The 12,628-nt window shown below is 72.5% G+C and carries 6 protein-coding genes; 5 read left to right on the top strand and 1 reads right to left on the bottom strand.

The features are described 5' to 3' along the window. From WH07_RS31830 to fxsT, 5 genes are all read left to right on the top strand, one after another. Window positions 1-3,034, top strand: a 3,034-nt coding sequence (locus tag WH07_RS31830) for an SAV_2336 N-terminal domain-related protein (RefSeq protein ID WP_046507861.1), incomplete at its 5' end; no start/stop codon positions are given. A gap of 33 nt (window positions 3,035-3,067) precedes the next feature. Beyond that, entirely contained in the window at window positions 3,068-3,259 is a 192-nt protein-coding gene (fxsA, locus tag WH07_RS31825; RefSeq protein WP_046507860.1) for an FxSxx-COOH cyclophane-containing RiPP peptide, read from the top strand. Between the two features lie 80 nt (window positions 3,260-3,339). Continuing rightward, the gene (locus tag WH07_RS31820; protein ID WP_079023719.1) at window positions 3,340-4,620 is read left to right on the top strand and encodes an FxsB family cyclophane-forming radical SAM/SPASM peptide maturase; all 1,281 of its coding nucleotides are present in this window, start codon (window positions 3,340-3,342) and stop codon (window positions 4,618-4,620) included. After that, window positions 4,617-6,011, top strand: coding sequence for an aKG-HExxH-type peptide beta-hydroxylase (locus tag WH07_RS31815; protein ID WP_046507855.1), 1,395 nt, complete (start codon window positions 4,617-4,619; stop codon window positions 6,009-6,011). The genes WH07_RS31820 and WH07_RS31815 overlap by 4 nt, the downstream gene beginning before the upstream one ends. 78 nt (window positions 6,012-6,089) lie before the next feature. Beyond that, on the top strand, window positions 6,090-9,110 hold the full coding sequence (gene fxsT / locus WH07_RS31810) for an FxSxx-COOH system tetratricopeptide repeat protein (protein WP_046507853.1): 3,021 nt from the start codon (window positions 6,090-6,092) through the stop codon (window positions 9,108-9,110). A 124-nt stretch (window positions 9,111-9,234) separates the two neighbouring features. Here fxsT and WH07_RS31805 read toward each other — a convergent pair. After that, window positions 9,235-12,628: multifunctional oxoglutarate decarboxylase/oxoglutarate dehydrogenase thiamine pyrophosphate-binding subunit/dihydrolipoyllysine-residue succinyltransferase subunit (locus WH07_RS31805; protein ID WP_046507851.1), on the bottom strand; the 3,394-nt coding region annotated here is incomplete at its 5' end.

Below are 12,628 nucleotides of genomic sequence, written 5' to 3'. Positions count from 1 at the left end.
CCCCGAGCCCCGCCACGGCGGCCCCCGGGCGGGTTCCGGTCCCGGCAGCGGCTCCGCCGCGCTCACCCTCGGCGTGCCCGCCGCCCCCGCGCTGCCCGCGCCGCTCGAACTCCAGCGCGCCCTGCGTCCGCTCCAGCGATACCGTCCGGCCGCGCCCCCGGTACGCCGTACCCTCGATGAGGTGGCGACCGTCGAACTCAGTGCCCGCGCGGGCGGGCTGATCATCCCGGTGTTCCGCGGGGTGTCCCGCGCGGACGCGCTCCTCCAGCTCGTCATGGACGCCTCGTCGTCGATGCGGGTGTGGGAGCGGCTGTTCGGCGAACTCCAACAGATCTTCGGGCAGTTGGGCGCCTTCCGGGATGTGCAGGTGCGCTATCTGCACCAGGGCCCGGACGGAGCGCCCGCCGTCAGCAGGAGCCCCGACCCGGCCGCCGCGCCCCTCAGCTCCGCCGACCGGCTCAGCGACCCCACGGGCCGCCGGGTCACCGTGGTCGTCAGCGACTGCGCCGGACCGCTCTGGCACAGCGGGCGCGCCCACCGGCTGCTGCACCAGCTCGGCCGCCAGGCCCCGACCGCCGTCATCCAGCCGCTGCCGCAGCGCATGTGGAACCGCACCCGGCTGCCCGTCACCTACGGGGTGCTCTCCCGGGGCGAAGGGCTCACGGGAGCCGCCGTGCTGAGAGTCTCCGACGAGGCGGCGGCGGGGCCCGCGGCGCATCCGGGTGCCCTCGCCGTCCCTGTACTGCCGCCGGTCGCGGGCGCGCTCGGCGCCTGGGCCCGGCTGCTGTCCGGCACCGGCGCGGGCCGGATCTCCGGCGCCGTCGGCTGGGTGCGCGCCGACCACCGCGCGGCACCCGTGGCACGCCCCGGCGACCGGATGTCCTCGCTCCAGCTCGTCAGCAGATTCCGCTCGGCGGCCTCGCCGGTCGCCGGCCAGCTCGCCGTCTATCTCGCCGCCGCCCCGCTCTATCTGCCGGTGATGCAGCTCGTACAGCGCACGATGCTGCCCGACTCCGGCCCCTCGGAACTCGCCGAGGTGCTGCTCAGCGGACTGCTCTCGCGCAGCAAGAGCGACGGCGCGGACGACGGGCCGTGGTACGAGTTCGCCCCCGGGGTGCAGGAGGCGCTGCTCGGGCCGCTGGGGCGGGACGAGGCGCTGCTCGTACTGAAACACTGCTCCGAGTACATAGAGCAGCGGTTCGGCAGGGGCGGGCCCAACTTCCCCGCCCTGGCGCTCGCACAGCTCGGTGACGGCCGCCACGGGCCGCTCTTCCCGCGCGGCAGCCTGGACGACGACGCCGCTTTCGGGGCCGACGGCGCCGATGGCACGGACAGCGGCGACGGCGGCGAGCCCGGCGGCCGGGGGCAGCGGGTCCCGCATCCCTTCGCCGAGGTCGCGGCCCGGGTGCTGGAGCGGTTCATGCCGCTGCCCGAGCAGTTCACCGACCATGATCCGGACGGCTCGGGAACCGGCGACCCGACCACCAACGCGGCGGTGGAGAGCGCCCGGGTGCTGCTGCGCCAGTTCGAGTCCGACGGCATGGTCCAGTATCTGATCGACGCCGTGCAGCAGCTCCGCGCGGCCACCGAGCGCGAGGCGCCGGGCGCCGCGGACCCGGAGCTGTGGGCCGAGTTCGCGCGCGGGCTGCTGCGGCTGTGGGAGGTCCAGGGCGGCGGCGAGCTGCTGCGCGAGGCGGTACGGGCCGCCGAGCGGGCCGTCGCCCATCCCCGGGCCGTCCGTGAACGGGCCGTACTGGCACAGGTGTTGCACGCCGCCGCCGAGGACCGGCGCCGGCGCGGCGACCGGCCGGGCGCCCTGGAGCTGCTGCGCCGCGCCGACCGCGAGTACACCGTCGCCTGCGCGGCCCCGGGGCTGGAGCCCGCCGAGGCACTGCGGCTCACCCTGGAACGGGTGCGCGCCCTGGAGACACAGTGGCGCCTCGGCGGCGACAGCGCGCTGCTCCAGGGCGCGATCGGGATGCTGGAGGCCTTCGCCGACGTCTGGCCCGACCAGGAGAACCGCCCCGCCGGGCTGCCCCTCGCCCACGGCCGCACCCTGCTGCGGCTGTCCGGGGCCACCGGCGACACCGAACAGGCCCAGGTGTACGCGACCCAGGCCGCGCGCTCCCTGCGCAAGGCACTCGCCCCGGGCACCGGACAGCACACCGTCTCCACCCAGGCCAGGATCCTGCTCGACCTGGTCGACGCCCTGCTGCGGTCCGGCGAGGGCCTGGAGGAGGCGGCCACACTGGTCGACCAGTCGCTCGCGACCGTACGGGACGAGCGGCTGCTCTCCTCGCTCCGGGCCCGCGCGGGCCGGGTGCGCGTCGCCCGGTACGAACGCTCCGGCGACCCCGCCGACCTCGAAGAGGCCGCCGAGTGCTTCTCCCGCGCGGCCCGCGGCACCGCCCGCGACTCCCGGGCCCACGCCGACCTCCTCGCCGAATGGGGCGCCGCCCTGCTGCGCCGGGCCGAACTCCCCGACGGAGCGCCGTACACCGGCGCCGCGGTACGGGTGCTGCGCGACTGCCGTACGGAAACGGTCACCGGCACCGCACGCCAGGCCGAACGGCTGCTGATGCTGGGCCGGGCGCTGATGCTGCGCCACCGGATCAACGACGACCGCGTCGATCTGCGCGAGGCCGAGCACCTCTTCGGCCTCGCGGCCCAGGAGGCGGGCGATCCGCTGACCGAGGCCCGCTGCTGGCTGGAGCTGGGGCGCTCCCATCTCGACGCGTACGAGACCCTGCGCCGGCCCGCCAGGCTCGACGACGCGGCCGAGGCGTTCCGTGACGCGGCCGACGCCGCGAGGGTCGCCGAAACAGAGCTGGAAAGTCTCCGACAACGGCTTGAAGCGGTCGGATTGCGTGCTGAAGCGAACCACTGGCGGGGTATGACATACGAGAGGGCGGGCCGGCCCCGGGCCGCGCGCGAGGCGTACCGGGCGGCCCGCACGGAATGGCGCAAGCTGCCGGACGGCGGTGGTGAGACGGCCCGGTCGAGCATGGAGCGACTGGCCGAGCTGGAGCGCTGAGAGCGCTCCCGGACACGGCAACGGGGAGAAGACATGAGCGAGTCGGCACACGGCGCGGCGGCGGAAGTCTCCACGGGCGGCGGTGAGCTGCCCGATCTGCTGGCACTGGACCTGGCGGAGCTGCGGACCCTGGACCACCCGGTGCTCGCCGAGGTGGTGGCGGATCTGCGGGACAGGTCGGAGCAGCCGCGCGAGATGCTCTGGGGATTCAACAACGCCTTCTGACAGGGGCGTCTGACCACGATTCCGATCCGGGACGGCGTTGTCCCGGACAGGCGGGCGAGGCTGCCCGCACGCCGTACATCATGGGGGTTACGGACGTGGCTCGACGGGGGAGTCCGCGCGGAGCGGCGTACCCGTATGCCGGGGCGCGGCCCGGTGGTGTGCCCTTCGGGCAGTTCATCGTCAAGGTGCACGGGCGGTGCAATCTCGCCTGCCGCTACTGCTATCTGTACGAGGGTCCCGACCGGACCTGGCGCGGCCGGCCCGCGGCCGCCGCGCCGGAGGTCCTCGACCGCGCCGCCACCCGTATCGCCGAGCATGCCGACGCACACGGGCCGGCCGCGCTCTCGCTCGTCCTGCACGGCGGCGAGCCGCTGCTCGTGGGCGCCGCCCGGCTGGCCGCCTTCGCCGGTCTCGTACGGGAACGGGCCGGCCGGGAGCGTACGGTCCACGCCACCGTGCAGACCAACGCCACCCTGCTCACCGAGCGCCGGATCGCCACCCTCGCCCGTCACTCGATACGCGTCGGTGTGAGCCTCGACGGCGGCCGGCCCGAACACAACACACTCCGCACCGACCACGCGGGACGCCCCTCCTGGCCCGCCGCCGCGCGCGGGGCGCGGCTGCTCGCGGAGCGCCACCCGGAGGCGTACGCGGGCATCCTGACCGTCGTCGACCCGCGGACCGAGCCGGTCGAGCTGTACGAATCGCTGCTGGAACTGCGGCCGCCCGCGGTCGACCTGCTCCTGCCGCACGGCAACTGGACGGCGCCGCCGCCCGGTCTGCCGGTCATGGATCCGCCCCGCCACGGCCCCGCCGCCGGCCGGCCCACCCCGTACGGCGACTGGCTCAGCGCGGTTTTCGACCGCTGGTGGTCGGCGGGCCACCGGGAGACCCGGATCCGGCTCTTCGAGGAGTGTCTCGCGCTGCTGCTGGGGCTGCCCGCCGCGACCGAGTCCCTCGGGCTGGACCCGCTGAACGCGGTGGTGATCGAGACCGACGGGTCCATCGAGCAGGTCGACTCGCTCAAGTCCGCCTACGACGGCGCCGCCGCCACCGGCCTCGACATCTTCCGGCACTCCTTCGACGACGCCCTGGCCCACCCGGGCGTGGCCGCCCGCCAGTCGGGCGCGTCGGCGCTGTCCCCGGCCTGCCGCACCTGTCCCCTGCTCTCCGTCTGCGGCGGCGGCAACTACGCCCACCGCTACCGCGAGGGCGACGGCTTCACGCACCCGTCGGTCTACTGCGCGGACCTGGACCGGCTGATCCGCCATGTGGCGAAGAGGCTCACGGAGGCCACGGCGCCGGGCCCGGCGGTCACCGGCCCCCTCGGTGCCGCGGCGACCGGCGGAGGCATCCGGTGAGCGGCATACCCGAGGCCGTGGTGCGGGAGATCGGCCGCACCGAAGGCGGCTCCGAGGCGCTCGGGCTGCTGGTGCGGGACCAGCACACCCGCCGGCTCGTCCTGCTGCGGGCCCTTCTCGACGCCGCAGAGGCCGCCCCCGCCGCCCTCTGCCCGCCCGCCGCGCTCGACCGGCTGCGCCAGGACTGGGCGTTGCTGGAGGCGGCCGAGCGTACCGACCGGGCCGCCGTGCGGACCGTGCTGCTCTATCCGCTCGCGGGCCCCTGGGCGCAGCGCTGTCTGCGCGGGCTCACCGGCTCCGCCCCCGACCCCGGACTCCCCGCCGATCTCGACCACTTCAGCGCGCTCGCCGCCGCCGCCGCGATCCGCGCCGGGCTGCCTTTCACCGCCCGGCTGACCGCCCACGACGGGCTGCTCGCCCTGCCCACCCTGGGCGCTCTCCGCACCGAGCCGGGCCCGCCCTCACCCGTCGACGCCGAGCTGGCCGACGGCCGGGTGACACTCCGGCCGGGCGGCGGCGCGGGCGGCGCCCAGCCCGTCACCGTAAGGCTCACCGACGACGGCACCCGCTCCGGCGACCCGCGCTGGCTGCCCGTACTGGCACTGCCCGCCGTACGGCCCGGAGCCGCGCCCGTACCGCTGGACGACACCGATCCGTACCGCACCGCGGGCACCCGGCTGGAACGCTTCGGGCTGTCCGCCGTCGCCAGCCTCGACGACACGCACCGCGAGAGCTGGGCGCGGTCCTGGGCGCGCGTGGAGCCGCTGCTGCGGATCGGCGGCCCGCACCGCTCCGAGGAGACCGCCACCCTGCTGCACTGTCTGGTGCCGCTCTCGCCGCCGCCCGGCTCCGCGCCCTCCGGCGACGGCCCGGCGCAGTGCAGCGGCACCCGCCGTGAGGCCTTCGGCGCGGTCCTCACCAGCCGCCCGGCCACCCCCGCGTTCTTCGCGTCGACCCTTGTGCACGAACTCCAGCACACCAAGCTCGCCGCCCTCGCGGCTCTCGCCCCCCTCCACCATGAGGACGCCGCGCCCCGGCACTTCGCCCCCTGGCGCTCCGACCCGCGCCCCTTCGACGGGCTGCTCCAGGGCGCGTTCTCACATATCGCGCTCGCCGACTTCTGGCAGCGCTACGCCCTGGGCGCGGACCGGCTCGCCGCCCGCGACCAGGCATGGGCCGAGCACGCGCGCTGCCGCGAACAGGTCGGCGCGGTCCTGCCCGTACTGGCCGCCTCGGGGGCGCTCACCCGCGAAGGACGGATCCTCGTCAACGAGATGATCACCGTGTACCACCGGCTGTCCGAAGATCCTCCGCCGCCCGGGCATCTCGCCCGGGCCGCGTCCTACGTACGGACGGCACGGATGATCTGGCGCCAAAGGAACGGAACGTGATGCGGCACGCCCCGGGATGGAAACCAGGGGTCGCGGAGTATGTTAGAAGGGCGTATGACGATGCAGGGAGACGGTCGAATGCCCGCGGTGCGTAAGCCAGTTGGAGCAACCGGGCCGCAGGCTGTCACCATCAGTTTCGCCGGTTTCAACCGGGCCTGGGCGGCCTGGATCGGGGACCGGCTCGAACGGCGCGGACTGGCCGTCGTCTACCAGCGGTGGGACCCGCCGGACGATGTCCCGCTCGTGGAATGCCTGCGCGATCTGCTGCTGGCGCCGGGGCCCGTCCTCGTCGTACTGAGCGAGTGGTACTTCCAGCTCGGCCCGCGCGGCCACGAGGAGTGGAACAGCGCGCTGCGCGAGGTGGTCGCCGCGGAGTCCGAGCGGTTCGCCGGTGTCACCGTCACCACGGCCGCACTGCCCGGCGCCACCACCGTCTTCGCCGCCGCCGATCTCACCACGGTCGGCGAGCAGGAGGCCGAGCGCCGGGTCCTGACCCGTCTCGGGCTGTCCGCCGAACCCCTGGGCGACCAGGGAGACCTGCGGCGCGGCCCCCGCTATCCCGCCGACTCGCCCGACGTCTGGGGCGGAGTGCCCCGCCGCAACACCCGCTTCACCGGCCGCGAGCCCCTCCTCAACGCGGCCTACCACGCCCTCCAGGAAGCCGGGCGCGGCGCCGGTGTCGTCACCCTGCACGGCATGTCCGGGGTCGGCAAGACCCAGCTCGCCGCCGAGTACGTGTACCGCTTCGGCGCGGAGTACGACGTGGTGTGGTGGGTCTCCGCCGACAAGCGGGTCACCTGCCGCCAGAAACTCGCCGAACTCGCCCCCGCGCTCGGCCTGTCCACCGGTGTCGAGTACGGGGAGCGGCTGCGGGCCGCCAGGGACGCGCTGCGGCGCGGCGAACCGTACAGCCGCTGGCTGCTCGTCCTGGACGGCGCCGACGAACCCGAACAGATCTGGGACCTGGTGCCGACCGGCCCCGGCCATGTGCTGATCACGGCCCGCAACCCGGAGTGGGGCGAGCACAACAGCACCCTGCTGGAGGTCCCGGTCTACGACCGCGTCGAGTCGGTCGCCTTCGTACGGCGCCGGGCCCCGCGCCTGACGTACGAGGAGGCCGGCCAGCTCGCCGAGGCCCTCGAAGACCTTCCGCTGCTCCTCGACCAGACGGCCGGCTGGCTCAACGACTCGGACATGTCCGTCGACGAGTACATCGCGCTCCTCGAGGACGGCATCGACCAGGACGTCGTCAAGGTCTCCGCGGACTTCCCGCTCGCCTTCCAGACCGGCTGGTCGATACTGCTCAACAAGCTCCGCGAGACCGTGCCCGAGTCGGTGGACCTGCTCCGGCTCTGTACGTTCTTCGCGCCCGGCGCCATCCCCGTACGGCTGGTGCGCGACCTGCCGCCGGAGGACCTCCCGGAGAAGCTGCGCGGCCTGGTCGACGACCCGGTGCGCTGGGCCCGGGCGATCAACAAGCTGCGGCAGTACGCCGTGGTGCGCGCCGCCGGGGTCGGCGAGCGCGAGGTCCATGACGCGGTGAGCGGCGAAGGCGCCTCCGGCGCCCCGGGCGACGCGCTCTACATGCACCGGATGGTCCACCAGATCGTCCACCTGGACATGCCCGAGCAGGACCACAAGGAATTCATCGAGGTGGTCCGCAAGGCACTGGTACGGGCGGAACCCGGCCGGCCGACGGACACCAGGCTCTGGCCCCGGTACGCGGAGATCACCCCGCACCTCAAGGCCGCCGACGTCCTCCAGAGCACCGACCCGGCCATGCACACCCTGGTCCTCAACTGCCTGCGCTACATGTACCTTTCGGGCGAGTACCGCGCGGGCATCACCCTCGGCAGGCGCGCGCTGGAGGCCTGGCGCGATCTCCTCGGCGCCACCCACCCGAGGATCTGGGACGTCAGCTACCACTACGCGAATCTGATGCGGGCCGTCGGCGACTACGCCGGTACGGAAGCCATCGAGCGGGCGGCCGTGGAGCATCTCCGCGAGGAGAAGGGCCCGCAGGACCTGGAGCATCTGCGCGCGGCGGGCGGGCTCGCCGCGGATCTGCGCGGCCTCGGGCGGTACGAGGAGGCGCTGGAGATCTCCGGCTGGATCCTCGCCTCCTTCCGTGAACTCCTGGGCGAGCAGGACTCCCGTACCCTCAACGCCCAGAACAACCTGGCCATCTCGCTCCGGCTGCTCGGCCGGTACGAGGAGTCCCTGGACCTGCACCGGCGCACCCTGGAGGCCCGGCGGCAGCTTCTGCGCCCCCGGCACGCCTGGACGCTCTACTCCGAGATCAACTACGCGACGGACCTCAGGCTCCTCGGCCGCTACAGCGAGGCCGAGTCCCTCCAGTCGCAGAGCGCCCGTGTCCACCGGATGGTGCTGGGCCGGGAGAATCCGCAGACCCTGCGCGCCGAGCACAATCTCGCGCTGTGCCTGTACCGCTCGGGCGAACGCGAGAGGGCCTCCGCGCTGTTCACCCAGGTGCTGGAGAGCTGTGAGCGGGTGCTCGGCGAGAACGATCCGCTGACCATGATGTTCGCGGCGGGCCAGAGCTGTTTCGCACGTGAGCACGGTGACATCGACCGGGCCATGGACATAAGCGACCGGGTCGTCGAGGGCTATCTGCGGATGCTCGGCGAGAACCATCCGTATGTCGCGGGTACCCGCTCCAACCACGCGCTGATCCTGCGCAATGTGGGCGAGCGCGACCACGCCCTGGAACTCACCGAGAACGCTCTCACCGATATGACCAGGGCCGTGGGCGAGACACACCCGTGGACGCTGGGCTGCGCCGTCAACGCCTCCGCGCTGCGCAACATCACCGGTGACGCGGAGGGCGCGGCGGCGCTGACCGGTGCCACCATCGCCGGAGCCACCGAGGTCCTCGGCCGCACTCACCCGCTGACGCTCTCCGCCCGGATCGCGCACGCGGCGGACCTGCGGGGGCTGCGGGACGCGCAGCGCGCCGAGAAGTTCGAACAGGAGGCGCTGGACGATCTGGCGGCGACGCTGGGTCCGCAGCATGTGCACACCGTCGCGGCCAGATCCCGTATCCGGCCGTACTGGGACTTCGAGCCGCCGCTCACCTGACCAGGAGCGGCGCGAACGGACCCACTGGGACTTCGAGCCGCAGACGATTTGGCGCGGTGTCCCCGAACGAAACGCCGGACGGGCTGAGTAAGCCCGTCCGGCGCTTGATGACGAACGACGAAAGCTACGCGTCGAAGACCTCGTGGACCAACTGCTGCTGCTCCGACTGGTGGCGCTTCGCGGAGCCGACCGCCGGCGACGACGAGTGCGGACGCGAGATCCGCCGCAGCCGCTCGGCGCCCGGCACATCGGCGCCGACCGCCAGGTCCAGGTGGTCGATCAGGTTGAGCGCGATGAACGGCCAGGCACCCTGGTTCGCCGGCTCCTCCTGCGCCCACAGGTACTTCTCGGCGTTCGGGAACTTGGCGATCTCGGCCTGGAGTTCCGCACCCGGCAGCGGGTACAGCCGCTCGAGACGCAGGATCGCGGTGTCCGTGATGCCGCGCTTCTGCCGCTCGGCGTCCAGGTCGTAGTAGACCTTGCCGGCGCAGAAGACCACCTTGCGGACCGCGGCCGGGTCCACACCCGCGTCGCCGATCACCGGGCGGAAGCTGCCGCTGGTGAACTCCTCCGCCTTCGAGGCCGCGGCCTTCAGACGCAGCATCGACTTCGGGGTGAAGACGACCAGCGGCTTGTGGTGCGGGTTGTGGACCTGCCAGCGCAGCAGGTGGAAGTAGTTCGACGGCAGCGTCGGCATGGCGACCGTCATGTTGTTCTGCGCGCACATCTGGAGGAAGCGCTCCGGGCGGGCGGACGAGTGGTCCGGGCCCTGGCCCTCGTAACCGTGCGGCAGCAGCAGGGTGACCCCGGAGGTCTGGCCCCACTTCTGCTCGGCCGACGAGATGAACTCGTCCACGACCGTCTGCGCGCCGTTGACGAAGTCGCCGAACTGCGCCTCCCACATGACCAGCGCGTCCGGCCTGGCCAGGGAGTAGCCGTACTCGAAGCCCATCGCCGCGTACTCGCTGAGCAGCGAGTCGTAGACGTTGTAACGGGCCTGCTCGCCGGTGAGGTACTGGAGCGGCGTGTAGTCCTCGCCGGTCTCCTGGTCGACCAGGACCGCGTGGCGCTGGCCGAACGTACCGCGGCGGGTGTCCTGGCCGGAGAGCCGGACCGGGGTGCCCTCCATCAGCAGCGAGCCGATGGCGAGGGTCTCGCCCATGCCCCAGTCGATCGTGCCGTCGTCCACCGAGGCGGCGCGGCGCTGGAGCTGCGGCAGCAGCCGGGGGTGGACGGTGACCGAGTCGGGGATGCTGACCTGCGACTCGGCGATCCGCTTGACGACCTCCTGGGAGACACCGGTCGCGACTGACACCGGGAACTCGGCCTGGGCGTCCGGGACCTGGGCCGGGGCGGGCTGCGAGGTGGCCTCGCGGACCTCCGCGAAGACCTTCTCCAACTGCCCCTGGAAGTCCTGGAGCGCCTGCTCGGCCTCTTCCAGCGTGATGTCGCCGCGGCCGATCAGCGACTCGGTGTAGAGCTTGCGCACCGAGCGCTTCTTGTCGATCAGACGGACCATCTGCGGGTTGGTGAACTGCGGGTTGTCGCCCTCGTTGTGACCGCGGCGGCGGTAGCAGATGAGGTCGATCACGACGTCCTTGTTGAACGTCTGGCGGAACTCGAAGGCGAGCCGCGCGACGCGGACCACGGCCTCCGGGTCGTCGCCGTTCACATGGATGATCGGCGCCTCGATCATGCGGGCCACATCGGTCGCGTACATGGAGGAGCGCGACGACTCCGGGGCGGCGGTGAAGCCGACCTGGTTGTTGATGACGATGTGCACCGTGCCGCCGGTGCGGTAGCCGCGGAGCTGCGACATGTTGAGCGTCTCGGCGACGACGCCCTGGCCGGCGAAGGCCGCGTCGCCGTGGAGCGCGAGCGGCAGGACCGTGAAGTCCGTGCCCCCCTTGTTGATGATGTCCTGCTTGGCGCGGACGACGCCCTCCAGGACCGGGTCCACGGCCTCCAGGTGCGAGGGGTTGGCGGTCAGCGAGACCTTGATCCGCTCGCCGTCCAGACCGGTGAAGGTGCCCTCGGCGCCCAGGTGGTACTTCACATCGCCGGAGCCGTGCATCGACTTCGGGTCGAGGTTGCCCTCGAACTCGCGGAAGATCTGGGCGTACGACTTGCCCACGATGTTCGCCAGCACATTGAGCCGGCCGCGGTGGGCCATGCCGATGACGACCTCGTCCAGCCGGGACTCGGCGGCGGCGTCCAGAACGGCGTCGAGCAGCGGGATGACGGACTCGCCGCCCTCCAGCGAGAACCGCTTCTGGCCGACGTACTTGGTCTGGAGGAAGGTCTCGAACGCCTCGGCCGCGTTCAGCCGGCGCAGGATCCGGAGCTGCTCCTCGCGCTCGGGCTTGGCGTGCGGGCGCTCCACCCGGTCCTGGATCCACTTGCGCTGCTTCGGGTCCTGGATGTGCATGAACTCGATGCCGGTGGTGCGGCAGTACGAGTCGCGCAGCACGCCCAGGATGTCGCGCAGTCTCATCATGGACTTGCCGGCGAAGCCGCCGACCGCGAACTCCCGCTCCAGGTCCCACAGGGTGAGGCCGTGCTCGGTGATGTCCAGGTCGGGGTGCTTGCGCTGGAGGTAGTCCAGCGGGTCGGTGTCGGCCATGACATGGCCGCGCACCCGGTAGGAGTGGATCAGCTCGAAGACCCGCGCGGGCTTGGTGACGTCCTCGTCGTGCGAGGCGTCGATGTCCTTGAGCCAGCGGATCGGCTCGTACGGGATGCGCAGCGCCTGGAAGATCTCGTCGTAGAAGTCGTTCTCGCCGAGCAGCAGTTGGCTGACGATCCGCAGGAACTCGCCGGAGGCGGCGCCCTGGATGACCCGGTGGTCGTAGGTCGAGGTCAGCGTCATGACCTTGGAGATGCCCAGCTTGTTCAGGGTGTCCTGGGAGGTGCCCTGGAACTCGGCCGGGTAGTCCATCGAGCCGACGCCCATGATGACCGACTGACCGGGCATCAGACGCGGCACGGAGTGGACCGTGCCGAGGCCGCCCGGGTTGGTCAGCGAGACGGTGACCCCGGAGAAGTCGTCCATCGTCAGCTTGTTGGCGCGGGCGCGGCGGACGATGTCCTCGTACGCCTGCCAGAACTCGAAGAAGTTGAGCGTCTCGGCCTTCTTGATGCCGGCGACGACGAGCTGACGGTCGCCGTTCGGCTTCACCAGGTCGATGGCCAGACCGAAGTTGACGTGCTCGGGCTTGACCAGGGTCGGCTTGCCGTCGCGCTCCGCGTACGAGTAGTTCATCGACGGCATGACCTTGAGGGCCTGCACCATCGCGTACCCGATGAGGTGCGTGAAGGAGATCTTGCCGCCGCGGGCGCGCTTGAGGTGGTTGTTGATGACGATGCGGTTGTCGAAGAGCAGCTTCACCGGGATCGCGCGCACGGAGGTGGCCGTGGGCAGTTCCAGCGAGGCGTTCATGTTCTTCGCGACGGCGGCGGAGGGGCCGCGCAGCGGTACGTACTCGGGGCCGCCGGGGGCGGGCGCCGCAGGCGCCGCG

The organism is Streptomyces odonnellii, assembly GCF_000981895.1.
Classification (GTDB): domain Bacteria; phylum Actinomycetota; class Actinomycetes; order Streptomycetales; family Streptomycetaceae; genus Streptomyces; species Streptomyces odonnellii.
The sequence above is the reverse complement of the archived record's forward strand: the minus strand, read 5'-3'. Positions and strand labels throughout refer to the sequence as shown.

Excerpts from the sequence above, each read along its gene's own strand:
- fxsA (WP_046507860.1), top strand. The coding sequence starts at position 3,068 with ATGAGCGAGTCGGCACACGGCGCGGCGGCGGAAGTCTCCACGGGCGGC.
- WH07_RS31820 (WP_079023719.1), top strand. The coding sequence starts at position 3,340 with ATGGGGGTTACGGACGTGGCTCGACGGGGGAGTCCGCGCGGAGCGGCG.
- fxsT (WP_046507853.1), top strand. The coding sequence starts at position 6,090 with ATGCCCGCGGTGCGTAAGCCAGTTGGAGCAACCGGGCCGCAGGCTGTC.